At 57.8% G+C, this 23305-nt stretch carries 27 protein-coding genes; 13 read left to right on the top strand and 14 right to left on the bottom strand.

What is annotated here, in order from left to right; all coding sequences use genetic code 11:
- Window position 1 precedes the first annotated feature (1 nt).
- The 9 genes from pseI to pseC form a co-directional block, all read right to left on the bottom strand.
- A complete protein-coding gene (gene pseI / locus AC8GDA_RS07970; protein WP_506555999.1) occupies window positions 2–1033 on the bottom strand; it encodes a pseudaminic acid synthase in 1032 nt (343 codons plus the stop codon).
- 55 nt (window positions 1034–1088) lie between these two features.
- On the bottom strand, window positions 1089–2045 hold the full coding sequence (locus AC8GDA_RS07965) for a hypothetical protein (protein ID WP_506555998.1): 957 nt from the start codon (window positions 2043–2045) through the stop codon (window positions 1089–1091).
- Window positions 2046–2104: 59 nt separating this feature from the next.
- Window positions 2105–2833 carry a cytidylyltransferase domain-containing protein gene (locus tag AC8GDA_RS07960; protein ID WP_506555997.1) on the bottom strand — a complete coding sequence of 243 codons (729 nt, stop codon included), beginning with the start codon at window positions 2831–2833 and terminating at the stop codon, window positions 2105–2107.
- Window positions 2834–2879: 46 nt separating this feature from the next.
- Window positions 2880–4184, bottom strand: coding sequence for an aminotransferase class III-fold pyridoxal phosphate-dependent enzyme (locus AC8GDA_RS07955; RefSeq protein WP_506555996.1), 1305 nt, complete (start codon window positions 4182–4184; stop codon window positions 2880–2882).
- Window positions 4181–4861, bottom strand: a complete 681-nt coding sequence (locus tag AC8GDA_RS07950; protein WP_506555995.1) for a class I SAM-dependent methyltransferase — start codon at window positions 4859–4861, stop codon at window positions 4181–4183. The genes AC8GDA_RS07955 and AC8GDA_RS07950 overlap by 4 nt, the downstream gene beginning before the upstream one ends.
- Window positions 4862–4872: 11 nt before the next feature.
- Entirely contained in the window at window positions 4873–4938 is a 66-nt protein-coding gene (locus AC8GDA_RS07945; RefSeq protein WP_506557224.1) for a hypothetical protein, read from the bottom strand.
- A 26-nt stretch (window positions 4939–4964) separates the two neighbouring features.
- A complete protein-coding gene (locus AC8GDA_RS07940) occupies window positions 4965–5849 on the bottom strand; it encodes an aldo/keto reductase (RefSeq protein WP_506555994.1) in 885 nt (294 codons plus the stop codon).
- 1 nt (window position 5850) lies between these two features.
- Window positions 5851–6876: a UDP-N-acetylglucosamine 4,6-dehydratase (inverting) gene (gene pseB, locus AC8GDA_RS07935; protein ID WP_506555993.1), complete on the bottom strand. Its 1026-nt coding sequence runs from the start codon at window positions 6874–6876 to the stop codon at window positions 5851–5853.
- Window positions 6877–6942: 66 nt separating this feature from the next.
- Window positions 6943–8088, bottom strand: a complete 1146-nt coding sequence (pseC, locus tag AC8GDA_RS07930) for a UDP-4-amino-4,6-dideoxy-N-acetyl-beta-L-altrosamine transaminase (RefSeq protein WP_506555992.1) — start codon at window positions 8086–8088, stop codon at window positions 6943–6945.
- 90 nt (window positions 8089–8178) lie between these two features.
- Between pseC and AC8GDA_RS07925 the strand changes: the two genes are divergently transcribed.
- From AC8GDA_RS07925 to AC8GDA_RS07900, 6 genes are all read left to right on the top strand, one after another.
- Entirely contained in the window at window positions 8179–8640 is a 462-nt protein-coding gene (locus tag AC8GDA_RS07925) for a tetratricopeptide repeat protein (RefSeq protein ID WP_506555991.1), read from the top strand.
- 195 nt (window positions 8641–8835) lie between these two features.
- Window positions 8836–11835 carry a flagellin N-terminal helical domain-containing protein gene (locus AC8GDA_RS07920; RefSeq protein ID WP_506555990.1) on the top strand — a complete coding sequence of 1000 codons (3000 nt, stop codon included), beginning with the start codon at window positions 8836–8838 and terminating at the stop codon, window positions 11833–11835.
- A gap of 78 nt (window positions 11836–11913) precedes the next feature.
- Window positions 11914–12192 (top strand): hypothetical protein, encoded by a 279-nt coding sequence (locus AC8GDA_RS07915; protein WP_506555989.1) that lies wholly within the window; start codon window positions 11914–11916, stop codon window positions 12190–12192.
- Between the two features lie 4 nt (window positions 12193–12196).
- The gene (locus tag AC8GDA_RS07910; protein ID WP_506555988.1) at window positions 12197–12397 is read left to right on the top strand and encodes a hypothetical protein; all 201 of its coding nucleotides are present in this window, start codon (window positions 12197–12199) and stop codon (window positions 12395–12397) included.
- Window positions 12398–12573: 176 nt separating this feature from the next.
- Entirely contained in the window at window positions 12574–12921 is a 348-nt protein-coding gene (locus AC8GDA_RS07905) for a type II toxin-antitoxin system RelE/ParE family toxin (protein ID WP_506555987.1), read from the top strand.
- Window positions 12911–13228 carry a helix-turn-helix domain-containing protein gene (locus AC8GDA_RS07900; protein WP_506555986.1) on the top strand — a complete coding sequence of 106 codons (318 nt, stop codon included), beginning with the start codon at window positions 12911–12913 and terminating at the stop codon, window positions 13226–13228. The genes AC8GDA_RS07905 and AC8GDA_RS07900 overlap by 11 nt, the downstream gene beginning before the upstream one ends.
- A gap of 58 nt (window positions 13229–13286) precedes the next feature.
- Here AC8GDA_RS07900 and AC8GDA_RS07895 read toward each other — a convergent pair whose 3' ends face one another.
- A complete protein-coding gene (locus AC8GDA_RS07895; protein WP_506555985.1) occupies window positions 13287–13649 on the bottom strand; it encodes a nucleotidyltransferase family protein in 363 nt (120 codons plus the stop codon).
- A gap of 209 nt (window positions 13650–13858) precedes the next feature.
- On the opposite strand from AC8GDA_RS07895, the gene AC8GDA_RS07890 reads away from it, so the two are divergent.
- The 3 genes from AC8GDA_RS07890 to AC8GDA_RS07880 all read left to right on the top strand — a co-directional run bounded on the left by AC8GDA_RS07890 (window position 13859) and on the right by AC8GDA_RS07880 (window position 15617).
- Window positions 13859–14980 (top strand): Fic family protein, encoded by a 1122-nt coding sequence (locus tag AC8GDA_RS07890; RefSeq protein WP_506555984.1) that lies wholly within the window; start codon window positions 13859–13861, stop codon window positions 14978–14980.
- A 74-nt stretch (window positions 14981–15054) separates the two neighbouring features.
- Window positions 15055–15339, top strand: a complete 285-nt coding sequence (locus AC8GDA_RS07885) for a BrnT family toxin (protein WP_506555983.1) — start codon at window positions 15055–15057, stop codon at window positions 15337–15339.
- Entirely contained in the window at window positions 15336–15617 is a 282-nt protein-coding gene (locus AC8GDA_RS07880) for a hypothetical protein (protein WP_506555982.1), read from the top strand. The genes AC8GDA_RS07885 and AC8GDA_RS07880 overlap by 4 nt, the downstream gene beginning before the upstream one ends.
- Before the next feature lie 121 nt (window positions 15618–15738).
- Here the strand turns inward: AC8GDA_RS07880 and AC8GDA_RS07875 are convergent, their stop codons facing one another.
- Window positions 15739–16893, bottom strand: coding sequence for an ATP-binding protein (locus tag AC8GDA_RS07875; protein WP_506555981.1), 1155 nt, complete (start codon window positions 16891–16893; stop codon window positions 15739–15741).
- Between the two features lie 118 nt (window positions 16894–17011).
- Window positions 17012–17452, bottom strand: a complete 441-nt coding sequence (locus AC8GDA_RS07870; RefSeq protein WP_506555980.1) for a hypothetical protein — start codon at window positions 17450–17452, stop codon at window positions 17012–17014.
- A gap of 57 nt (window positions 17453–17509) precedes the next feature.
- Here AC8GDA_RS07870 and AC8GDA_RS07865 point away from each other — a divergent pair, with 57 nt between their 5' ends.
- Window positions 17510–18283 carry a tetratricopeptide repeat protein gene (locus tag AC8GDA_RS07865; RefSeq protein WP_506555979.1) on the top strand — a complete coding sequence of 258 codons (774 nt, stop codon included), beginning with the start codon at window positions 17510–17512 and terminating at the stop codon, window positions 18281–18283.
- Here AC8GDA_RS07865 and AC8GDA_RS07860 read toward each other — a convergent pair.
- On the bottom strand, window positions 18280–18711 hold the full coding sequence (locus tag AC8GDA_RS07860) for a type II toxin-antitoxin system VapC family toxin (RefSeq protein ID WP_506555978.1): 432 nt from the start codon (window positions 18709–18711) through the stop codon (window positions 18280–18282). The two genes, AC8GDA_RS07865 and AC8GDA_RS07860, sit on opposite strands and share 4 nt — an antisense overlap.
- A 6-nt stretch (window positions 18712–18717) precedes the next feature.
- Complete coding sequence (locus AC8GDA_RS07855; RefSeq protein WP_506555977.1) at window positions 18718–18990, bottom strand: FitA-like ribbon-helix-helix domain-containing protein; 273 nt, start codon at window positions 18988–18990, stop codon at window positions 18718–18720.
- Between the two features lie 173 nt (window positions 18991–19163).
- On the opposite strand from AC8GDA_RS07855, the gene AC8GDA_RS07850 reads away from it, so the two are divergent.
- From AC8GDA_RS07850 to fliF, 3 genes are read left to right on the top strand one after another with little or no spacing between them, the layout of a single operon-like run.
- Window positions 19164–20684, top strand: coding sequence for a sigma-54 dependent transcriptional regulator (locus AC8GDA_RS07850; RefSeq protein WP_506555976.1), 1521 nt, complete (start codon window positions 19164–19166; stop codon window positions 20682–20684).
- Entirely contained in the window at window positions 20681–21181 is a 501-nt protein-coding gene (gene fliE / locus AC8GDA_RS07845) for a flagellar hook-basal body complex protein FliE (protein WP_506555975.1), read from the top strand. The genes AC8GDA_RS07850 and fliE overlap by 4 nt, the downstream gene beginning before the upstream one ends.
- 28 nt (window positions 21182–21209) lie before the next feature.
- Window positions 21210–23297 carry a flagellar basal-body MS-ring/collar protein FliF gene (fliF, locus tag AC8GDA_RS07840; protein WP_506555974.1) on the top strand — a complete coding sequence of 696 codons (2088 nt, stop codon included), beginning with the start codon at window positions 21210–21212 and terminating at the stop codon, window positions 23295–23297.
- Window positions 23298–23305 lie beyond the last annotated feature (8 nt).

The raw sequence follows: 23305 nt of genomic DNA, 5'->3' as shown, positions 1-23305 counted from the left end.
GCTACGAAATGTCTTGCATACCCAAGGGCTCGCCCAGCGCAATGGTGCGGCTGGCGGGCTTACCCAGGAGGTCTCGGAAATAGCGCGGATGCAGTCCGTATCCGGGCCGAATGATACGAAGGTTTTCTTCCGTAAACACCTCGCCACGCGCGATGGCTCGTGCTGCATAGATAGAGCGCTTGCCAGCGCTCACCTTTGCCTCGGCATCTTCCAGACCGTAGTACACCCGGCCCAGCGCATCGAAAGCGCGGTTGGCTTCCGTCACCAGGCTGGCAAATTCCTGCGGCTCCATGGAAAAGGAGGAATCCACTCCGCCATCGGCGCGCGACATCGTTAAGTGCTTTTCGATGCAGGTGGCGCCAAAGGCAATGGACGCCACCGCCACGCCAATGCCCAGCGTGTGGTCAGAGAGCCCCACATCGCAACCGAATAGTGCAGCCATATGAGGTATGGTGCACAGGTTGATTTCCTTTGGATCGGCAGGGTAGGCGCTGGTGCACTTCAGTAGCGTCAGGTCCTTGCAGCCATGCTTGCGCAAGGTATTAACCGCCTCCTCGACCTCGGAAACCGTAGAGCCACCGGTGGACATGATGACGGGTTTTCCGGTCTCGGCCACGCACCGGAGCAAAGGGATATGGTTGATCTCGAAAGACGCAACCTTGTAGATCGGGTTGCCCAGGGTTTCAAGAAACTCCACAGCCTTGGTGCTAAACGGCGTGGAAAAGCAGGGAACGCCCTCCTCCCGGGCGACCTGAAAGAGCTCCTCATGCCATTCCCAGGGTGTACTGGCCTCCTCGTACAGGTCGTATAGTTCACGGCCCAGCCAAGGAGAGCTGGGCTCCGTGATAGTGAATGCGCCCCGGATGGTCAGGCACGCGGGCGTGTAGGTCTGAAGCTTGATGGCTGAGGCGCCTGCCTTGGCTGCGGCCTTGATAAGGTCGATGGCCAGCGCCTTGGAGCGATTGTGATTGCCGGACAGTTCGGCGATAAGGAAAGGCCGGTCTCGGCGGGGAGCGTGGTTAATTGGTTTCATGGAGGCAAGTCTCTGAATTAGGAGGATATATGGGAAAACAGCCTGTATTGGATGTTCATGCCGCTTTCTCTCTTGTTAGGATGGCGAGAACAATATCCTCCATGCCTGTTTGCGCCGCAGCGATGTAGGCGCGCTGGCGACGAATCATGCGGCCGCCCTCCCGTTTTACACGGCTACGAGCCTTGATGAGGCCGCCGTGTGTGATCCGGCGCAGATCGCCCACATTGACGATCAACCCCCGGCGCCCATAGAAGCCGAGCGAGTTGCGCTGGTTTTCCGCGACCCAGCCTGAAATAAGCGGGCAACCGGCTGAGAAGGCTTCCAGCATGACGGTGCTGGCTGGCGCGACAAGGTAACGTGCCCGCCGGTATAGCCGAAGCATTTCGGCAGGCTCCAGACCGCTGAAGAATCGAACCCTGCCAGGGCATAGTCCCACCCTGCGCACAATCTTGCCCGCGGGCAGACGCCTTCCCGAGAGAACCCATAGCATGGCGCGCGGATCGACACGGCTCAGATGGGCAAGCATATTAATCACCCATCGCTCCTGCCGGGTACCTCCAGCGGCAAGCATCACGGCCCGACGGGGGGTCGGGCCGTCAGTCAAACGGGCCGCCTCATTGATTTCCGGCCGCAACAGCAGGTAACGCCCACCCAGCAGCAGACGGGTACCCGGCGCGAGGTGAAACTGTGCGGCGTCTACACCCTCGTTGTAGCAGATCACCAAATCGGCAACGTAGCGGACGCCGCGCAGGTCGTCGATGCACACGGTTCGCCAGGGATGGGCCTCAAGAAGTCGTCGCCAGAAATCCTCGTCGAACTGGTAGCCGTCAACGACGACAATCTCTCTGCTCCAGTCCCTGCCGAGAAAGGCCTCTTCGTCCGGCAATTCGACGACCTGGATGCCTTGACGCTGGAGCGCCGACTTCGTGTCGACGCGAACAGCGCGGCAATAGAACGATACTTGCGCACCGGCTCTCAGCAAGGCTTCGGCCAGCGCCCGGCAACGCGACATATGACCTCGCCCCACTTGCGCCGACTCGTCGACCCGAAATACCGCGCTCCATCGGTTTGTCACTCGGACGCTCCGTCTGCCGAAATCGACTTGATCAACCCCTCGTTGCGCACGATACCCTGGTTGGCATTCAACAACTCGGGTTCCCGGTCCAGCAGGTCAAGAATGTCCCCGGCCAGAAATGGCTTACCATCACGCCGTTGCAGACGTTCAAAAACTGCCTGCAGAAATGCAAGATCGCGAGGTTCATCCAGCGTCCAGCGGTGATGTGCCAATCCGGTAAATTTTTCCAGATTGCCCAGACGGAACCATTCGGGATGGTTCACCACATACGGTCCAACGTGCTCTCGCTCAGACTGGAGGGTTGCTTCTCGCCAGGCCCTCTCAAGCGCAGAAAAGGAAAAAACTGCACAGTCCAGTCCATCAGGGAATTCGCCCCCCAGGTAGAACAGGTCGAAATTACAGGCCTTGAATCCGCAGACCACTTCGTCAACGATTGTCGGATCGAGCGCAGGACAGTCTGCCGTGATGCGCACAACGGCATCAGCACGAGACTGCAGGGCACACTGATAGTAACGGTCCAGCACATCATCCAGGCTGCCGCGAAAAACTTGCACACCACGGCGGTCGCACCACTGAGCAAGCACATCGTCGGACGGCTGATCGGACGTGGCCACAACGAAATCGTCGATGGTCTCGCAGACCGCTAGCCGTTCAAGGACGTGAGCCAGCACTTCCCGCCCGGCCAAGGTCAAGAGCACCTTGCCGGGCAGGCGAGTGGAGGTCATGCGAGCTTGAATGATGCATACGATTCGCATGGTCACGAAGGAGGACTCAGTTCAGACGCTTGAATCCAGCGTGGCATACCGGGCCTTTGAGCAGGGACATCACATCGCGGCCTTCCTCGCAATCCTTAATCAGGCGAAAGATGGGCTCCAGGGCCGCAAAATAGCTGTCGATGACTTCCGGCGTATGGTCGGTACAGACATAGACGCCTGTCGTGGCCAGATAGCCCTTGGCCAACATCTCCTGCGTAATCAGGGTCTTGTACTCCAGCGCCTTGGGGCTCTTGATCGTGAAGCCGGTCAGGGCCGGCAGGCCCCAGTGATCCAGTTGCAGCCCGGTCCTCTCAGCCAGCGCCTGCCAGCGGGCGCGGATTTCGAGGCCCGTGTTGGTTAAGATCTCCCAGGACTTACAGCGCTCCATGACTTCGAGTGTCTTGAGCGCGGCGGTCGGGCCGATACGCTCAGTCCAGAAAGTGCTGCTGATGAAGGTGGACTGCGCAGCCTCCATCACTTCACGACGGCCAATGGTTGCAGTGATGGCATATCCATTGCCCAGAGCCTTGCCGAACATTGCCATGTCGGGCTCGACGCCGTAGAGCTTGTGCAGGCCGCCGAAGGTTTGCCGGAAACCGGACGTGCACTCGTCAAAGATTAGCACGATGCGTCGTTCGGTGGCCAACTGGCGTATTTTGTGCAAGAAATCGTTTTCTGGTCCACGGTTGCGTGAGACCTCCATCTTGATTACGCCGATATCGTGCCGGTCAACCAGCGCCTTCAGTTCCTCGAAGTTGTTGTAGTTGAACGGAAAGACCGTACCTTGCAGGTTGCGAGGCACGCCTTTGGGGTCCAGGCCAGGCAAAAGGTGGCCATCAAGACCACCTTCGTCGCTCAGATTGGCGGACAGATACCAGTCGTGCCAGCCGTGGTAGCCGCAGATCGCAACATTGTCGCGCCCTGACGCAGCGCGTGCGATTCGGATCGCGATGGCATTGGCTTCACCGCCGGATCGCGCAAAGCGCACCATGTCGGCCCAGGGATGCATCGCCACCAAACGCTCGGCAAGATACACCTCTTCCGGGCAGTTGAGAGTCGACATGTTGCCGGTCTGGACTGTTGCCGCCACAGACGCATCAACCTCGGCATGGCCGTACCCGAGCGTGTTCGTGCCGATCCCCATGATGCACATGTCGGTGTAGCGGTTCCCATCAAGGTCCCACACCTGACAACCCTTGGCCTTGCTGAAATAGGCGGGCCACTGCTCTGGCAGAAACATTTCCGCCCGTTTGGAAAGGAGCATGTTGCCGCCCGGAATCAGGTTCTTGGCACGCCTCCACAGTTGTTGCCCAGAATTCATACCGTTGGCTTCCTTGCCAATGCAAATATAGAGCGAGCGTGGCCACGAAGAAGCTGGGGTACCGGTAATCTTGAATCATTTCGGAATGGCAGGAGGTAGTAGGCTTTGGCAAAACGAAACCTTCCCCTATACCAACCAATTCCTTTACATCGCAATCCAGGGAAGGTAGCTACATTTGAAAACCCATGGAGCTTTAATAACTCTGCGATAGATGTCGGTGTATATGGCTTTACATGCGTGGGGTCATTGTAGAAATTTTTAAAATCGAGTTGGAAATTAGGGGTGGAAAGATAAATCAAGCCACCGGGTTTAAGTACACGCGATGCTTCATTTAAGAATTTGTTTGCGTCTGAAAGATGCTCAATCACAGCCAAGCTCACGAACATGTCGAGAGATGAATCGGATACGGGCAAGGAATCCCGCTCAAAGTCGACTTGGTCATAATCGAGTCCCTGATAATTCCACCCCTCAGACTCGCAAGCAGGCTGTAAGAATTTGTCAGCACAACCCAAATCTAAGAAACTAGAACCCGAGGAGGCCCTGAAACCTATCTCTAACCCAAGTTTGATCAGAGTACTAATCTCCCGATAACCCGCTTGTGTTCTTTCCTCGTGCAAAGAGATATCCTTTTTTTTGGATTCAAAATAAGACTTTTTAAGATAATTTTTATTTTGCATGCTCGAATCCTTCAGCCTAACCTAGGTTGACTGGCAAGCGGCAGAAGCACCTTGTTTGGAAGCCGCCGCGAACTCATTCGGGCTTGAATGATCCCGATGACTCTCACTGCAGGCTCCATTGGGCAGGAGAAATAAGCGCCAGCGGCAGATCTTTGAACGGCGCCCACGCTGCGTCAGGGATCACAAATTCACTATCGTCACCGGCACTTAGAATTCCAAGAAGTTGATCTTCGCTGTCCACGCCAATCACCCACTTGTCAACAAAGCGCTGTTGGTTTGCGAAGGCCAGACACACCTCGAGAGGTGTTCTCTTGAAGGTCTCCACCAGGGTGTGCCAAGCCTCAAAAACATGATCCCATGGGTTGAAGTAGGCGGGTCGACTTATATCGGGCATGAGCAATAGGCCCTGCAAGAAGACCGAGCGCGCATGCACTTCAATGTTTTTTGAGCGAAGGTGCGCCACTGCAGGGCCAGCGGTAAACCGTTGGTCAAAGACATTGCATGGCAACTGTACCAAGTTGTATTGCAAAACCCTCCAGCAATCCAATAACTCTTGCGGTTCGTAGACGGAGACACCAAGCTTTTGGATATTGAACTCCTCTTGGGCGAGGTGCATTGCCTTGGCCAACTCGGGCCCGTGCGGTCCGAGTAAATCCCCGGGCCTGTGCAGTAAGAGGCCGTAGAGGTTTTCGCGCCTTAAATCCAGAAGGGCCTGAGCAACCTGGTTATGCACCCACTCTGCAATGTTTTCCACAGGGGCGGGCAGGCCAGGCAATTTGGTAATGCAATCAAGCCCAAAGCACCCCGCACTTCCCAACATTCTCTGGCTCTCGCCGTACCCAATTGCGGTGTCGAAGGTGGTCACGCCAGATGCTCGGCAGGCGCCAAGAATCCTCTTTACCTCCTCTGGTGGGAGTTGGTTCTGGTTCTTAACCCCATATTGGAGACCGAAGTTCGCAGTCCCCAGGGAAATCTGACTCGCTTTCATTTCAAAGGGGCTCGAAGTTGGGGTCGATGTGCTTCTTGATGAGATCTCGTAGGGCCTCTACAGAGAGGAACTCCGTATTGCTCCCCGAGTTGTAAGAAAAGCCCTCTGGAACATCCTTGGCTCCGTGGGACTGTGCGTACTTCTTCGCCACGCCGTTCTTCATGGGAAGAATGGCGTAGTAACTGCCGAGGTCTATGGTGTTGGGGCTGTCGCTCGACGTAATCATTTCCTCATGTAGTTTTTCACCGGGGCGAATGCCCACAATCTCGGTCGGGCACGAGGGGGCCACAGCCTTTGCAACATCCGTAATTCGGTACGAGGGGATTTTTGGCACCAGTATCTCGGTGCCATGCGCATTCTCGATGGCCCAGTGCACCATTTGCACGCCCTCACTCAAACTGATGTTGAATCGGGTCATGTCCTCATGCGTGATGGGCAAGCGGCCTTTTTTTGCCTGATTTAAAAAAAATGGGATGACAGAGCCTCGTGAGCCCATGACATTTCCGTAGCGAACCACTGAAAATCGCGTTGGGCGAGAGCCTTTAAAATTGTTGGCAGCAATAAACAATTTGTCTGAGCAGAGCTTGGTTGCGCCATACAAATTGACTGGCGCAGCAGCCTTGTCGGTGGAGAGTGCCACCACCCGTTTTACATCTGAATCTAAGCAGGCCTCAATAAGGTTCTGTGCGCCAAGAATGTTGGTTTTGATGAACTCAAAGGGGTTGTACTCCGCTGCCGGCACCTGCTTTAGGGCAGCCGCGTGAACCACGGTGTCAATCCCCTCAAGAGCGCGTCGCAAACGTGCTTCATCTCGCACATCGCCCAAGAAGTAACGAATGGCTGGAAATTCATCTTCTGGGAACTCTTGGGACATTTCGAACTGCTTGAGTTCATCCCTGCTGAAGATCACCAGCCGCTTAATTGTCGGACAGCGCCTGAGAGTCTCGCGTACAAAGGCGCGCCCAAATGAACCAGTGCCCCCGGTGAGGAGGATGGAACTGCCGCAGAGCGTGTCAAAAGATCCCATGGATGAACTCACTTAATTGACTCAGCATCCACGAAGCAGGAGTTATGCCAACACAGAAGTTATGGTCTATGGCTGCATAGTCGCAATGATTTCAATGACTTCCGACTGTTGACTGTCCGACAGGTCTGCATACATTGGTAGTGAGATGGCCTCTGAATAGAAGGCCTCCGCGGCCGGGCATAACCCAACTTTGAATCCCATTTTTTCATAGTAGGGATGAAGGTAAATGGGAATGTAGTGGACATTCACTCCGATACCGCAGTCCCGAAGTCGATCAAACGTGTGCCTGCGCCGCTCAGCAGGCACACGAATCGGAAAGAGATGACGGGCCGATGACGTGTACTCCGGAACCTTCTGGGTTTGAGTGACCCCCCTGAAGGCTTTCTCATATTGAGCAGCCAACGCTTGACGCCGGGCCACGAATGCACCCAATCGCATCAACTGCGAGCAGCCCAGGGCGGCTTGCAGGTCTGTCATGCGGTAGTTGAGACCCAACTCCAGTTGCTCGTAGTACCAGGCGTCGGGGGCTGCGGCCCTCATTTGCGAGGGGTCCCGAGTGATGCCGTGGGTGCGGAGTCGTGACAGTCGAGCGAACAGGTCCGGGCAATTGGTCGTCACCAAGCCTCCTTCGCCGGTGGTGATGATCTTGACGGGGTGAAAACTGAATACGGTGGCGGCGCTGTATTGGCAGTCGCCAACGGGACGGCCCAGATAGCTTGCCCCAATCGCGTGGGATGCATCCTCAACCACCAAGAAGCGATATTCGTTGGCAAGGCGGGCAATTTCGGCCATGTGGCAGCTTTGTCCACCAAAGTGAACCGGTATGACCAGCTTGGGCATGGGCAGGCCCAAGCTCGAATGGCGCAGCAGCTTCTCCTCCAGGGCCAGCTCCGACATACAGAGCGTTTGGGCGTCAATGTCAACAAAATCTACTTGGGCGCCACAGTAGAGCGCACAGTTGGCTGATGCCACGAAACTGTTTGGACTCGTCCAGACATGGTCGCCAGGTCCGACATCCAGGGCCAAACACGCAACATGAAGTCCCGAAGTTGCGCTATTCACGGCCACTGAAAAGGCTGCGCCGACCTTTGTGCCAACGGCGGCTTCGAATGCAGGAACCGCTGGCCCCTGTGTAAGAAAGTCTGATTGAAGCACCTCGACGACCGCAGCAATATCTGCTTCGGATATGGATTGGCGACCGTAAGGAATCATGTTCCTAGTCTCTCACAGGGCGAGCACTCAAAAGTTGGCATTGCGTTTGCTTTGGTCTGTCGCATCCAACCCCGAAGGGAGCGTAAGACCATGAACACCAACCTTTACCAAGAAATCATCGCAGCCCATTTGCCTGTTGTCACGGTTGAAGACCCAGGCCAGTGCGTATCGAAGTATTCGCCTGAAGAAATCCGAGAGACGATTGCCAAGCTGGTCACAGAGCAGCGACTGGATTTGGCGAATGCCTTGGGCCAGGCTGGTTTGGCTCTGTACCCCCAAAGTGAGGACATTCTCGCGATCACGGGGCTTTTGGCCATGCTGCGCGAGGATTGGGAGGAGTCGGTAAGCCTGCTGAATGACCTGCTCGTGCTGCAGGGTGAGTCGGCGCCCGTCACCACTCATTTGATGTTCGTTCGTGCCTTGCGTTGTGCATTGGAGCCAGCAGCTGCCCTGAGTGCGGTGATGTTGGCTCATGAGCATTACCCCAATCACCCCGAGCTTGAGCGTGAGTTCAAGGCCATTTCCGCCCAGCTCGGCATCACAACGGCCTGAGTGGCAAATGGTTGCCGGTAAGTCGACACCTTTTGCCGCCGACGGCAAGACCGTCTAAAAGTTCATGTTAATCAATTACTTGTGATCTTTGTTGCGTCTCGAAGAGGTTTGGCACAGAACGTGCTGAGTTGGCAGTGAGCCCGGTGGAGTCGGGCAATTGATTCGCGGGGATTGTCCTTGCGATAGGAGAAAAAGATGTCAGTGATCAACACCAATACCAAAGCGTTGTTCTCGCAGCAGGCGCTCAAGGCCACAGGACGGAGTCTGTCCACGGCGATGCAGCAGCTGTCGACAGGCAAGCGGATTAACTCCGCGGGCGACGACGCGGCTGGCATGGCGATCTCCACTCGGATGACCCAACAGATCAGGGCACTGAATCAGTCTGTGCGGAACGCAGGCGACGCGGTTGCCTTGATACAGACGGTTGAGGGTGCAACAAACGCGATCACGGACATGCTCCAGCGGATGCGTGAACTGGCCATTCAGGCGGTGAACGACACCAACGCAAATGACCAGCGCAGTTACCTTGATCTTGAGTTCCAGCAGCTCAAGAAAGAAATTGTTCGTATCGCAGATATGACCGAGTGGAATGGGTTCCCGATCCTCAACGGCTCCGCAGGCGAGCGGGTCGGCGAGCGACCTGTCTACAAGATCACCTCCGATGCGGAGTTCAATTCCACGATTACATACGTCTCGGGAACGGCGTCGACAACTCTCACGAGCGGCTCGGTGACGGCAACAGACAGTTGGCTGGTGGGTGGTTCACTCTCTGTTGCCATGTCGGGTTCCACCGTTGGGGCTGCAAGTTTCTCACTACTCGATGGGACGCGGATCGACATTACTTCTGCTGTCTCTGTATCAACCAACACAATTACGATTACCGCCTCAACCCTGAGTTCGATGGGGTACGTATTCCTCTCTGGAAATGCAACCTACGCTCAGGCTGTCTCGGGGACAAATACGGATTGGGCCGCTGGGCATACGCTGACGCGCACCATAGAGCGCTCTTTCTTTGCTCTCGATGAGCTTGAATCGAGCGATCTCTTCATCAATGGCCACAACATCAACGCCACGGCCGCCAGTGACGACACGGTGTCCTTTAGCAATAACGCGGGCAGTGCAATTGCCAAGGCAGCTGTCATCAACCGCGAGTTTGGAGACACAGGGGTCCGCGCCGTTGTAAACCCAACGGTCATGACGGGATCGGCGATGACATCCGGAGCCGTGGTTACTGGCACTGTCACCATCAATGGTGTTGTGTCTGCACCGATAGCGACGGTCCTTGATAACCCACGCGAGACACGCGCTGCTGTGGTTGATGCCATCAATGCGGCCTCCCACCTCACTGGAGTGGTTGCATACGATACAGGTGAGAACAACAAAGGAATTCGTCTCGAAGCGACAGATGGCCGGAATATTGAGGTTGGATTTAACACAGCCTCGACGGCAGCAGTATTTGCGGCCAGAACCGGTCTGAAAGAGGGCATTCAGAGCGGTACTTACTCACTTGAGACCACTGTTGAGGGCAAGTTGGTTATCACGACCGATCAAAACGGTGATGTCACCCGCTCCGGCTTGCCGATCACCACGGTTTACGACAACCCGCTCAGCCCGGATATCGCCCGAGGTGATTTCACCGAGAACAAGTCGGTCTATGTGGCTGGAGCCAGAGACGTTGTAACCGCGGCGGCCAACATCAAGCCGTTAACAGTCTCCGATCTTGTGATCAACGGTGTGGCCATTCGGGCCACCGCGGCGGCAGATGACACCAAATCGGACACAACGAGTTTGACCAGCAGTGCATCTGCGAGCGCCCTGGCCATTACAAACGCAATTAATGATCACACATCTGAAACGGGTGTCGTTGCAGTTGCAGGAGAGGCCTCAACCGCAGGTACGCTCACCACAACATTGGCCAGTGGATCTCAGACGCTTTACATCAACGGCAAAGCCATTGCTGTGACGCTGACTGCTGGTGAGGATGCATCCGTTCGTCGCGCCAATGTCATTACCGCCATCAATAACCAGTCGCCTCAGACGGGTGCGTACGCACGTGATACGGGTAATGGTGGGGTGACCGTGGCAACCTCCGACGGCCGCAATCTGTCCATTTGGTACGACTCTTCCGCAACAAGTCTTGAGGCCTCGGAGTTTGGCCTCGGAACGGGGACTGCTGCGGGCACTGATGCATCGGGTGTTCTTGGAATCGCAAGTGCGACTGCTGCATCCACTGGTGCCCCTACCGTTTATGGAAAAATCATCCTGACGTCACAAGAGCGAATCAAGGTCGAATCCGGATTTGATGGCTTCAATACAGATTCCAACTTCACTGCACTCGGTTTTGAGGAGGGCACGTTTGGCGGCGAAGTAGTCAGCGCCGATGGCAAGATGTCACCGCCTCGAACCGGTCGCCTAGCCTTTCAGGTGGGCGCCTCAGCTGGTCAGTTGATCACCATCGATCTTGCCGACTTCGGCAAGGGAGGGCTGGTCACCGGGGCCATTACGGCGGACGTCGATGACCCGGGCCTCGTAAGCACAAAAGGTACAACCACGACCACCACAATGACGGCCGGAACCTACTCAATCTTTGTGAATTCGGTGGAGGTCGAGGTGGCTTTTGGTACCAACGACACGGTCAACCAAAGAAACATTCTTGTCAAAGATGCGATTAATCTTTTGACCGCACAGCATGGGATTAAAGCCTCTTTTGTGGAGGGCACAGACACAGGTCTTACGCTGACCAATACTGCCGGACAGAATCTTTCGGTATGGTTTGACAGCGATGTGATCTCCAGCGCGGCCGAACTGGGCCTGGGCGGCGCCGATGGCGTCACTGGATCTCCGGGTGTCACGGCGCAGTTCACCGGTGCAAAAATTCTCTATCCGGATACGAACAACATCCGCTCGGCAGCCCATGCAACAGCAGTTCTCAGCAAGCTAGACCGCGTGATGGACAACGTGAACGCGAACCGAGCCAACATGGGTGCAGTGATCAACCGGCTCACCTATGCGATGGATAACCTCAGCAACGTGTCCACAAACTCGGCAGCCTCGCGCTCCCAGATCGAGGACGCAGATTACGCGCAGGCATCTACCGAGTTGGCCCGCACGCAGATCATGCAGCAGGCCGCCACGGCGGTGCTGGCCCAGGCCAACATGAGTCAGCAGACGGTGCTGCAGCTGCTCCAGGGCTAATGCGGGCTCATGAGGCAAGGAGACACAGCGCAGGGTTTTGACTGGAAATCAGCCGAGCCAGCGCCTACACTTGCCCTCATGGATCGCCAGCCCACCGTGAAAACAAGCGCCACCGGTGCTGCAGCCAAGGCCAAAGCGCCTGACTGCACGCAGCGCGTGAAGCCCGTTTGCTCGGTCTGCCGCACCATTCGCGTCTACTTGATCTTTGCCATCCCGCTCATCTTCATGGCCTTTGCAGGCGTGCGGATCGACTGGCCAGACATCAACATGACGGCAATGGTGGGCAACATCTTCCTGGGGGCCTTCTGCCTCCTCGTGGCCTGGCGGATCTATGTCGACTACTTCCGTAAAAAATAGCCCGGTGCCCTCGGCCAATGGCCGGCCGGACTGCTGGTCCTGCCAGCACTTTGCCGTGAGCTGGGATCCAAAGCTTCCGTATGCCTGTCGCCAGATGGGCTTTAAGAGCCGCGCGCTACCGTGCCTGGAGGTGATCGGTGCGGATGGCCGCCCCTGCATGGGCTATGTGCGCAAGGCACGGCTCGGAGTGGCGCCAGCGCGTTAGTTCGGCGGGCTTGGGGGCTTCGAGCTGCCCTCAAACAGCCTTATGTCAAACGTCAAAAAAATTGACGCCCAGACATCTCAATCGGATTTTTCGGTTGAAAACTATTTCACTTAGTGAAACACTATGTTATGTCTCAAACCTTACAAGTGCTTGTCACCAAGCCCTTTCTCCGTTGGATGCGCAAAAGCAAGGTCAGCTCATCGGAGATTGTGGGAGCCGCGCATGAGATGGTTCAAGGGCTTATTGATGTCAAGCTCGGTGGCTATTTGTTCAAGAAACGAGTGGCACTGCGTGGACGCGGTAAAAGCGCTGGCGCGAGAACTATTGTTGCAACCAAGTTTGGGCGGCGTTGGATTTTCTTGTTCGGCTTTGAAAAGAACGAGCGGTCGAACATCGATGCCACCGAACTGAAGGTGCTGCAGGAGTTGGCTTCTACCCTACTGGACTTGAATGAACAGGCATTGGCTGTGGCTTTGAGCACAGGACAATTGATTGAATTGATGGAGAGCAGCGATGACCACTAAACGCAAAGGCCGCTTACTTGCTGAAGTACATGAAACTGCACAGGGCCTCAGCAATGCTGGCTTGATCAGCAAACGCCGCATGTCGGAGTTTGATGTGTTGTGCAATTTAGAAGTCAAACCGTTGTCAGCGCTTCAAATTCGCCAGCTGCGCGAGAAAGAACATGTGAGCCAAGCGGTGTTTGCAGCCATTCTCAACACCAGCATCTCAACCATTCAAAAGTGGGAGCTAGGTGATAAAAAACCCAGTGGCCCCTCGCTCAAGTTATTGAGCTTGCTTGAGAAGAAAGGGCTTGAGGCGGTACTGTAAGCCTCGGGTGTTCAACGCTTATGTTTTGTAAGGGTCGATCGACCCTTAGGCGAGACGCCTATCGGGCGTCATAAAGAATGACCTTCGTTTCTTCGATGTTGCTCAGAATGAATGGGTTGGTGAGGGATGCTGTTGTGACGAGGTCCACGGGTCGGGTAAACATCTCCTCGAGCTCTCCGAGAAGGCTGAAATAGGCGTTACCGTAATCAACCGGTGAGACATCCTCCATTTCAACAAGCAAATCGATGTCACTTCTCCCCGGCTCGAAGCGGCCAGTAACCGCAGAGCCGAAGGCCGATAAGCTTCTCACTGGATAGCGCGTACAAAGGGTCCGAATTTGCGAGATTCGTGACCGGAGTTCAGGGGCCAGTTCGCCTGTGGGCCCTATAACGGTGGGATCCTGGATTTGCGTCTCCATCATGGGCGTATGTTCGCCCGCTTACTACTCCTTGTAAACAAGTTGGCTGCATCGCCGAGGTCCCCTCAAAACCTGACTTTTCTCCAGCCAAAGCTCGTTTGGTCATGACCAAAACGTCAACGGCTAGAGAAAAGTCGGACTAAAGGACTAATCAGCGCATCAGGTGCGGCGATTAGATTGACGGTGCGGCGCAAAGCATCCATAATCGCCGCATGAAAGGCGGAGATAAGCGCTACATTTGGCAGCAAGACGACTGGCCGCAGTGGGCGTATGACCACGAACGACTGGCGCCGTTGCTCGCCCAGGTTCATCTGGCCCAGGGCCACCTCATGGGCCGCATGCACGATCTCGGCCTCGATCTGCGAGATCAGGCGGCCTTGCGAGTGCTCACCGAAGACGTGCTCAAAACCAGTGAAATCGAGGGTGAAACGCTCAGCCCCGAATCCGTCCGTTCCTCGATCGCGCGCCGGCTCGGTGTTGACATCGGCGCCTTGGCCCCGGCCGATCGGCATGTTGATGGCGTGGTGGACATGGTGCTGGATGCAACCCAGCAGCACGCCACCGCCCTGACCACCCAGCGCCTGTTTGGCTGGCACGCCGCACTGTTCCCTACTGGCTACAGCGGGCTGAACCAAATACGCGTTGGACGATGGCGTGACGACGCACAGGGGCCGATGCAAGTCGTCTCAGGCCCGATGCATCGCCAACGCGTTCACTTCGAGGCCCCCGCAGCGGATCGTCTGGATGTCGAGATGGAAGGCTTCCTGAGCTGGTTCAACGAGAACAACCAAGACGACCCGGTGATCAAGGCGGGCTTGGCCCATCTGTGGTTTGTCACCATCCACCCCTTCGAGGATGGCAATGGCCGCATGGCGCGCGCCGTGAGCGACATGGCGCTGGCGCGGGCTGAGCAATCAACCCAGCGCTTTTACAGCCTGTCGGCCCAGATGCAGCGCGAGCGCAAGGACTACTACGACTTGCTCGAGGCCACACAAAAAGGCGGCCTGGAGGTCACGGCTTGGATGATGTGGTTCTTGGGATGTCTACTCCGCGCCATCCAGGGTGCCGACGAGACCCTTTGCCAGACATTGTCCAAGGCGCGTTTCTGGCAACGGTGGGCCGGTCTGCCGTTCAATGAAAGGCAGATCAAGTTGCTCAACAGACTGCTCGATGGCTTCGATGGAAAACTAACCAGCAGCAAGTGGGCGGCCATCGCAAAGTGCTCGCAGGATACGGCACTCAGGGACATCAATGAATTGCTGGCGCGAGGCGTATTGCAGAAAACCGCAGCCAGTGGACGCAGCACAAGCTATGAGTTGGCTGGGCTCGCCTGACTCTTGGCATCTAACCGGTAAATGGATCGAGGAGTCACCTTGATTTAACCTTAACGTGTGCATAAAATGCACACATGCCCGCGACAAAAAGCTACAACTGGAATACAGAAAAAAACCAGATGCTGATAGAGGAGCGTGGCATATCGTTTGAGAGGATCGTCTTCGAAATCAGCATGGGAAACGAAGTTGCCGTGGTGATGCACCCCAACCAGGACAAATACCCTGGGCAGATGATTTCCATGATCGAGGTCGATGACTACATCTTCCTCGTTCCCTTTATTGAGACCGAGTCCGAGATCTTTTTAAAAACCATCATTCCGAGTCGTAAAGCCACCCGACAATTTAGGAGTAAATCATGACGAAGAAAACCCGCTACGACGACGAAGAGCTTGAGATCCTGCAGGCCCTGGAGTCAGGCAGTCTGCAGCGTGTCAAAGATCCCGCGCGGCATCTTGAAGCCCACCGCGCGGCTGCCAGCGCCACCTTTAAAAAAGACCAGCGTCTGAACATTCGCATTTCCAGCCGGGATCTGAAAAACCTTCAGGCCCGCGCCCTGGAGGAGGGGATTCCTTACCAGACACTAGCCGCCAGCTTGCTGCAGAAGTATGTCAACGGCCAACTGGTGAATCGTCGGTGAGAGCACGGCCTACTGAAGTGACATCGATCCGGTCTGAACCGTCATGGAGCATGATTTGGATCATCTGAAACAGAGCACCCCGAGCTTGCTGAGGCAATTCTTGAGTTGAAACTCGCTCAGTTCAAAGATTGGCCAGCCAGTCGGCTGCGGACACCACGGCCACCGGCCCACGCTGCTCAGGCTGCCGAAGATGGCGAACCACCTGCACCGCCGCGGCCTGGGGGAAGCATTCGGCCAGCTTACGCAGATAGGTTGAGACGACGGGGTCCGCCCACTTGCACTCCACCAAGACCGTGGGCTCGTTGTTCTGCACGATGCAGAAATCGATCTCGCGCCCATCCTTGTCTCGGATGTATCGCAGCGCCATGTCCCGGCCATCTCTGTCCGTCTGGAGCTGAACATGGGTCAACAGCATGACCCCGCAGGCATTCTCAAAGCGAGCACCGTCATTGCCCATGACCAGGCCCGTGTCATAGAAGTAGACCTTCGGCTCTTTGAGCAAGGCTCGAGCAATGTTGTGGTGGGCGGGGCGCACGAGGAAAACAATGTGCAGGGTTTCCAGAATGTCCAGATACCGCCGCAGTGTGGTCGGTGACACTTGTAGGTCTCTGGCCATCGATGCCAAGGAAATGGGGGACCCCACACGTTGCCTCAGAAGGTCTACGAAATGCTGCATCACCCGCACCTCTCCCAGACGCGAGAACTCCAGGATGTCATCCCGAATGAGGCCCTCCAAATAAAGGCGCCGCCAACGGTCAGCGTCCTCCACTCGTTCTGCCAAGAGCGGCTCCGGAAAGCCCCCGCGCGCCAGAATGCGGGAGAGCGCATCCTCAGCTGTTGATGAGGTGGCCGCCATGAACTCCGAGATGGTCACTGGGTTGAGGTGCCAGGCAAAGTAGCGGCCTGCCAAGGACTCTCCTGTCTGGCGAAATGCATCCAACCGTGCGCTGCCCGTCACCAGGATGGCCTGACCAGGTGCGCGTCCATCAAATACGCCCTTGAGCCAGTCTCGCCAGCCCTTCATCTTGTGAAGTTCATCGAATACGAGCATTGGCGCCGTGGGCGCCCAAGATTGAGCCATCATCACCCGACGATCAGTCAGAACATCCCAGTTAAAGACCTGGGCCCCCGGGCGTTGACGGGCGAGTTGACGCGCAAGGGTGGTCTTACCAGCCTGACGCGCACCGGACAAAAACACCATCTTGGTGGCGAGGTCACGCTCCAAGTGAGGCGCAATGGAGCGGGCGATGGGGGAGCGTTTCTGACTTTCTTCCATAATTTGCTATTTTAGTCGCGACCAAACAGGCTTTGACTGGAAAAAAGTCAGTTTTTCGAGAAAATTGAGGAGCCCGCCGGTCAGCCCGCCAGTCTCAACACACCAGTAAGCCTGCCACTCAGCGTGCCGGCACCGTCCCGCCGGTGCCCCGCTCATTGATCACGGCCACCCGGGTGTTGCCAGCATTGTTGAAGAGCCTAATGCGGTGAACGGTGTAGAGATCATTGTTTACCATGAAGTGGCTCTTGGCCCCGCCGGGGCAAAGCTCAGACGCTGGGAATTGCAGGGCGTGAATGCCTGCCGGCAGGAACATGCTCACATGAATCAGTGCCTGAGCCTCTTCTCCTTTTCTGACCAGCAGAGCCTCGGAGCCCGCGAGCTCAAAAGTCATGCCATCCACGGGCACGCAGGCTGCCGGAATGAGGGCGGGGGCATCGAGCGGGCCGGGCGCAGCCGGCGCAGGCGCATTTTGGGCCCAGGCGCTTTGGGCCAGCAGGGCTCCACTGACCAGAACCGAAGCCAGCAGCAGCCGAACTGTCCCGCGAGATTCAAATTTCATGTGCATGCTGTGGAATCGGATGCAATAAGCCAGGGTTGAGTGCTTTAAGATCAGGCCATGCGCACATTGTCTGCTCCTCTCGCTGCTCTGGCCCTCGCGGTGTTGTCCATCACCACACTCACGCCATGGTCTTCGGCCCACGCCCAGGCCCCCGCGGCGGACAACGACCCGAACCGCCCCTTCAATGCCCAGCTTCAGGCAGGCCTCTCGGCCCTGGAGCGCAAGCACTATTCCACGGCCCTTCGGTCTTGGGGGCCACTGGCCAATTCGGGTGAGCCCCGGGCCCAGAACAACATGGGCATCATGTACGAGCGAGGCTGGGGGGTCACCCAGAGCTACACCGAGGCCATGTCCTGGTACCGCAGGGCGGCCGATCAAGCCCTGCCCGAGGCCCAATACAACCTGGGCACGCTTTATCACAACGGCTATGGCACCGAGGTGAACAACAGCCAGGCCGTCTTCTGGTTCAAGAAGGCTGCAGACCAGAACCTGCCCGACGCCATGTACATGATGGGCCTACACCTCTATGAGGGAAAAGGCATTCGGCAGGACAAAATGGCCGCCAAGTTCCAGTTCCTGAAGGCGGCCCGACGCGGCAATGTGAATGCCCAGTTCATGGCGGGCTACACCTTCATGGATGAGGCCGCGGGCAAGCCCGACCTGGTCGCAGCCCACGCCTGGGCCACTGTCTCTCAACTCAATGGCTATGAGGGCGCGGTCGAGATCCTCAACTTCACGCAGTTCAAGTTAAAGCGAACCGAGATCGACCTCGCCCTGAACATGGCGCGGCGCTGCAGAACCTCCGGCTATCGGGACTGCCCGGGGAACTAGCCCCTGGACTCCTGCAAAGGGTTCAATACCTTGAGCCCTTCAATGCCTCCGAAGTCTTTGTCATTCAGCGTGATCAGAGTGAGATTGTGCTGAGTCGCGCAGGCAGCAATATGGGCGTCTGCCAATGAAATGGGCTTTCCAGCGCGCTCCCGAGCGGCCCGGATATGGGCTGTGAGATGTGCCGTGCTGGCATCGATGGGCAGGCACCTTTGGCCGTAGGCATTCTCGAACAAGTCGATCACGCTGGCCTCTAGAACTGTGCGTCGGCGGCCCTCCGGGAGGCGAAACACCCCAAACATCATCTCTGAGATCGAGACACAGCACACCCACTGTGTCTCAAGGGGGGTGCTGTCGAGAAATCGCAGCACCGCGGCATTGGGCTGGGGCCGCAGTGGCTCGGAGAGCAAATTGGTGTCGAGCAGCAGCATGAGCGCCTACTCAAAGGATGGGATGCGATGGTCCGAGGATGGGCCGGCGTCTCGGTCGACCCAATCGATCTCTTTTGAATTCTTTGCATACAACCCAGCAATGTCATGGTGGGCCCGAAATTGGGTGGCCCACCCAAGCGTGGGGGGGGTGCTGACCGAAACGGCCTCTCTCAGAATGATTCTTGCTTCTTCTTCCATCGAATGGCCGCGAAGGGCGGCCCGCCGTCGCAAGGCTTCTTTGGTTTGAGTGGGAATTTTTCGAATGATCAGTGATTCCATTGGGGGGGCACCTAAGATTGATATCGTTGATATCTTATGGGACATGCCTCCCATGATCAATCCCTTGCATGGCCGATTCTTGCCGGACAAACCTTGCCGTCGGAAAGCCGTCGCCGCTTTTTGGCATAACGGTTGCTTAACCCACACCGAACCATTCCCAAAGGGGTGTTGCGGTGAGCGAAAACGACAACCAAGCATGCAATGCACTCTGGCTAGATCCATACCAGCCAGCCGGTGAGACCGAGCGCGCGCGCCTTGCAGCCGCGGGCTTGAGCCTGCTGCCCGTGCGCACCCTGGAAGACCTGCGCCATGCCTTGAAGACTGCCAAGACGGTGGTCGTGCGCCTGATGGACTCCACCGAACTGCTCACCGAGGTGCGCCGGCTCGTGGAGGCCTTCAAGAAAGACATTCCGGTCATCTGCCGTTCCACCCCGGGCCAAATGGGCCTGGCCGTGGAAGCCATGCGCGAGGGCGCATGCCACGTGATCCCCGCAGACGACTATTCCGAACAAGCCTGGCGTGCGGCCCTGGCCCATGTGTCGGCCGCAGAGAAGGTGGTGCCTTCTTATGCCGAGCCCACCATTGCCACGGTGCCCGGCCCCGCGGCCGACAAGCCCCGTGCCCAGGCCAAGGCTGAGCAGCCCAAGACATTCGTCTTCGTAGACCCCATGAGCCAAAAGCTGTTGGCGCTTGCCCAGCGGGTGGCGCAGGCCTCGGTCACCACCTTGCTCACCGGCCCCACGGGTGCGGGCAAGGAGGTGCTGGCAACCGTCATCCATGAATCGTCGAGCCGGGCCAACGGCCCCTTCGTGAGCCTCAACTGCGGCGCCATTCCCGAGAACCTGATGGAAGACATGCTCTTTGGCCACGACCGTGGTGCCTACACGGGCGCCCACCGCGACCACAAGGGCATCTTTGAGCAGGCCCAGGGCGGCACCGTGTTCCTGGACGAAATCGGCGAGCTGCCGGCCAACCTGCAGACCAAGCTGCTGCGTGTTCTACAAGAGCGCAAGCTCACCCGCCTGGGTGGCCAGCAGACCATCGACCTCGATTTCCGGCTCATCGCCGCCACAAACAAAGACTTGAAGCAGGCCATGCTGGCCCGCGAATTCCGGGAAGACCTTTACTTTCGCATCAGCACCTTCCGGCTTGCCATTCCTGCGCTGCGCCAGCGGCCAGAAGACATCCTCCCCCTGGCCAATCAGATGCTGCGCCGGCATGCCGAGCCTGGCTTGGCCACGCCAACCCTTACGGTGGAATCCCAGCGCATTCTCTTGGCCTATTCCTGGCCCGGCAATGTGCGCGAGCTCGACAACGTGATGCAACGGGCCATGGTGCTGTGCGCCGGCTACGACATCGAGCCCATGCACCTGCTCTTTGATGACCTGGGCGATGACCAGGCCTGGGCGGCCCTCTCGGCCCCAGACCCCGATGCCCTTCAGACCGAACTTCCGCTGGATGCACCGGCTGCGGTGGCCGAGGCCGCCACCTGGATGGCACCCCATCTTCCCGCCGCCATGGACCCCGCCCAGCCCATCCGGCTGCAGCAGGCGGTGAAGTCCAACGAACACCAAATGATTCTGCGGGCCATTGAGGCCGCACCCACCAAGGCCGAGGCTGCCAAGATGCTGGGCATCAGCCCGCGCACCCTGCGCTACAAAATGGCCCAACTCAAAATGGCAGGTGCTGCATGATCGATCGCACCAGCCAAGCCGCCGGCATTGCGGACATGCTCGCGCAGATCCGCAGCTTCCAGGCCCAGGTTCAGTCTCAGGTGGCACCCCCTGCGGTGCCGGCCTCCTTGAGCCCCACGCCTGGCATGACCCAACTCTTTCAAAACGCGATGGCCGCTCAGGGCATCTCGCCGCAGTCGCTGCCGCCCGCTACGGCGCCCGACACCATGCCGAACGCGCCGGCCATCGACCCCAACGACCAGTCGGGCTCGGTCATTGCGCCGCCGGCCGTCAAGAAGCCCAGCTTCGGTGAGGTGGTGCGCGACTCAATCTCCTCGGTCAACGACCTGCAGATGCGCTCATCGGCCCAGCGGTCGGCCTACGAGAAAGGCGAGAACATTCCGCTGACGGATGTTGTGTTGGGCATGCAGAAATCCTCGCTGGCCTTTGAGGCCACCCTCCAGATTCGCAACAAGGTGCTCAAGGCGTACGAAGACGTCTTGAACATGCCCGTCTAATTTTTGATGAACCCACCAGGACCTCACCATGGCTGCTGACAATCCTTCCATGCCCAACCCCGCGATGGCCGCGGGTGTTCCCGTTCCGATGGGGGTACCGGATGCCGGCAACGGCTCGGCGGCCGGGAACGCGGCCCAGGCCGCCACTCAGGCCGCAAGCCAGGCCGCAAGCCAGGCGGGTGCCGCCATTGCTGGCGGTGTGGCTGGCGTGAAACGAAGCATCGAGAGCCTGCCCGTGGTCCAGAACTCGCCCACCCTGAAAATGGTGCGCGATGCCTTGAACCAGCCATCTGTGAAAAAGGCCGTGCCGGGGCTGATTGCCTTCTTCGTGCTCGTGCTGTTTTTGTCCCTCTACAGCATGATGCAGGCCCCGCCCACGCCGCAGCGTGCGCTCATGCCGGGCATCTCCGAGACCGACCAGCAGCTCGCCATGGAGGCCCTCAAGATGGCCTCCTTCGATGCCAAGATCGACCCCACCACCGGCCAGATCATGGTGCCGGGCGACAAATACCACGAGGCCCGCATTTACCTGGCCTCCAAAGGAATTCCCAAGCAGCCGGTGCCCACCGGCATTGATGCGTTGGGCAATGAGAATGCGATGACCACCAGCCAGTTCATGGAGCAGGTGAAGTACATCAAGGCCATGGAAAACGAACTGGCTGCCAGCATCACGCAAATTGGCACCATTCAATCGGCCCGCGTGCACCTGGCCCTGCCCAAGCAGAGTGTCTTCGTGCGCGACCGCGCCCTGCCCAAGGCCTCGGTGGTGGTGAGCCCCTATCAGGGCCGCGCCGTCACGGCCGGCCAGGTCGATGCCATTGTGCATTTGGTGTCCTCCAGCGTTCCTTACCTGGCGGCCCAGCATGTCTCGGTGGTGGACAACCTGGGCAACCTGCTCACCGATCGAAAAGAGAACACCCCGATGGGCCTCACGGCCGCCCAGCTCGCCCACAAGCAGCAGGTGGAGGAGACCTACCGCGCCCGCATTCTGGAGATGCTCATTCCGGTGTTGGGCGAAGCCAATGTCCGCTCGCAGGTGGATGTGACGCTGGACTTCACCCAGAGTGAGGTTGCCACGGAAGATTTCGACACCTCCAAGCAAGGCCCCAAGACACGCTCCGAAGTATTGGCCGAAGACCGCAGCCAGCGCTTGAACGCCGAGGGCGTGCCAGGCTCGATCACCAACGCCCCGCCGGCCCCCACCGACACCAACCTGGCCACGGGTGCGTCGGCCCAGGATGCCCTGCAGGAGAACACCACGCTCTCCAAGCGGGCCACCCGCAACTATGAGATCGACAAGACCGTTCGTTACATCAAGAATCCGCAAGGTGGGGTCACGCGCGTCTCCGTGGCGGTGGTCGTCAATGAGAAGCCAGCCCCCAAGGGCCCGGACGGCAAGCCCCTCACGGCCGAGAATGGTGGCGCCGGCGCGGTCAATGGTTACACCCAAGAAGAGATTGAGCGGCTCACCAACCTGGTTCGTGGCGTGGTGGGCTACAAGGAAGGCCGTGGCGATGTGGTGACGATTGTTCCCACGAAGTTTGCCGAGCCCGAAGACACCTCGGTGCCCTGGTATGCCGACGAGGCTGTGATGCAGAACGTGAAGATTGCCCTGGCTGGGCTCATCTTCCTGGTGATTCTGCTGACCATCGTGCGGCCGGTGATCAACCACCTCACGGGCAAGACCATGGACATGGAGCATCTCGCCAAGATGCAGGCTGAGCAGGAGGCTGCCGAACTCGCCGCCCAGGCCGCGCTCGCGCCGCCGCCCGTGCTCGGCCCCGATGGCCAGCCGCTGCCCCCCGAAATGATTGGCCCGGATGGCAAGCCTTTGGTGGGCATGGTCATGGGCCCTGATGGCAAACCAATTCCAGCCGACCAGGCTCCCCCCACCGAACTCTCAGACGCGGAGATGGGCATGATTGAACTCGACGAGGGCGAGAGCCTGGAAGACATCAAGGCCAAACTCAAGCCCAAAAAGTCATCTATTTCCATCGACATGCTGAACACGGCAAACTCTTACGATGACAAGGTTGCGCTCATCCGCTTCCTGGTCTCTGAAGACTCGGGACGTGTCGCAAGCGTGCTGAAGAACATGATGCGGCCTGCAACCTAGGATCACGA

Origin of the sequence: Hahnella aquatica (SeqCode) (assembly GCF_965194505.1) — a bacterium.
Taxonomy (GTDB): Bacteria; Pseudomonadota; Gammaproteobacteria; order Burkholderiales; family Burkholderiaceae_A; genus Hahnella; species Hahnella aquatica.
The sequence above is the reverse complement of the archived record's forward strand: the minus strand, read 5'-3'. Positions and strand labels throughout refer to the sequence as shown.

Bases quoted from the DNA above. Each gene is read 5' to 3' on its own strand.
- fliF (WP_506555974.1), top strand. From the start codon at position 21,210: ATGGCTGCTGACAATCCTTCCATGCCCAACCCCGCGATGGCCGCGGGT.
- AC8GDA_RS07955 (WP_506555996.1), bottom strand. From the start codon at position 4,184: ATGAATTCTGGGCAACAACTGTGGAGGCGTGCCAAGAACCTGATTCCG.
- AC8GDA_RS07870 (WP_506555980.1), bottom strand. From the start codon at position 17,452: ATGAAATTTGAATCTCGCGGGACAGTTCGGCTGCTGCTGGCTTCGGTT.
- AC8GDA_RS07880 (WP_506555982.1), top strand. From the start codon at position 15,336: ATGACGAAGAAAACCCGCTACGACGACGAAGAGCTTGAGATCCTGCAG.
- AC8GDA_RS07875 (WP_506555981.1), bottom strand. From the start codon at position 16,893: ATGGAAGAAAGTCAGAAACGCTCCCCCATCGCCCGCTCCATTGCGCCT.
- pseB (WP_506555993.1), bottom strand. From the start codon at position 6,876: ATGGGATCTTTTGACACGCTCTGCGGCAGTTCCATCCTCCTCACCGGG.
- AC8GDA_RS07915 (WP_506555989.1), top strand. From the start codon at position 11,914: ATGGATCGCCAGCCCACCGTGAAAACAAGCGCCACCGGTGCTGCAGCC.
- AC8GDA_RS07885 (WP_506555983.1), top strand. From the start codon at position 15,055: ATGCCCGCGACAAAAAGCTACAACTGGAATACAGAAAAAAACCAGATG.
- AC8GDA_RS07900 (WP_506555986.1), top strand. From the start codon at position 12,911: ATGACCACTAAACGCAAAGGCCGCTTACTTGCTGAAGTACATGAAACT.
- AC8GDA_RS07905 (WP_506555987.1), top strand. From the start codon at position 12,574: ATGCGCAAAAGCAAGGTCAGCTCATCGGAGATTGTGGGAGCCGCGCAT.
- fliE (WP_506555975.1), top strand. From the start codon at position 20,681: ATGATCGATCGCACCAGCCAAGCCGCCGGCATTGCGGACATGCTCGCG.
- AC8GDA_RS07940 (WP_506555994.1), bottom strand. From the start codon at position 5,849: ATGAAAGCGAGTCAGATTTCCCTGGGGACTGCGAACTTCGGTCTCCAA.
- AC8GDA_RS07950 (WP_506555995.1), bottom strand. From the start codon at position 4,861: ATGCAAAATAAAAATTATCTTAAAAAGTCTTATTTTGAATCCAAAAAA.
- pseC (WP_506555992.1), bottom strand. From the start codon at position 8,088: ATGATTCCTTACGGTCGCCAATCCATATCCGAAGCAGATATTGCTGCG.
- AC8GDA_RS07890 (WP_506555984.1), top strand. From the start codon at position 13,859: ATGAAAGGCGGAGATAAGCGCTACATTTGGCAGCAAGACGACTGGCCG.
- pseI (WP_506555999.1), bottom strand. From the start codon at position 1,033: ATGAAACCAATTAACCACGCTCCCCGCCGAGACCGGCCTTTCCTTATC.
- AC8GDA_RS07860 (WP_506555978.1), bottom strand. From the start codon at position 18,711: ATGCTGCTGCTCGACACCAATTTGCTCTCCGAGCCACTGCGGCCCCAG.
- AC8GDA_RS07925 (WP_506555991.1), top strand. From the start codon at position 8,179: ATGAACACCAACCTTTACCAAGAAATCATCGCAGCCCATTTGCCTGTT.
- AC8GDA_RS07920 (WP_506555990.1), top strand. From the start codon at position 8,836: ATGTCAGTGATCAACACCAATACCAAAGCGTTGTTCTCGCAGCAGGCG.
- AC8GDA_RS07960 (WP_506555997.1), bottom strand. From the start codon at position 2,833: ATGACCTCCACTCGCCTGCCCGGCAAGGTGCTCTTGACCTTGGCCGGG.
- AC8GDA_RS07865 (WP_506555979.1), top strand. From the start codon at position 17,510: ATGCGCACATTGTCTGCTCCTCTCGCTGCTCTGGCCCTCGCGGTGTTG.
- AC8GDA_RS07965 (WP_506555998.1), bottom strand. From the start codon at position 2,045: ATGTCGCGTTGCCGGGCGCTGGCCGAAGCCTTGCTGAGAGCCGGTGCG.
- AC8GDA_RS07895 (WP_506555985.1), bottom strand. From the start codon at position 13,649: ATGATGGAGACGCAAATCCAGGATCCCACCGTTATAGGGCCCACAGGC.
- AC8GDA_RS07855 (WP_506555977.1), bottom strand. From the start codon at position 18,990: ATGGAATCACTGATCATTCGAAAAATTCCCACTCAAACCAAAGAAGCC.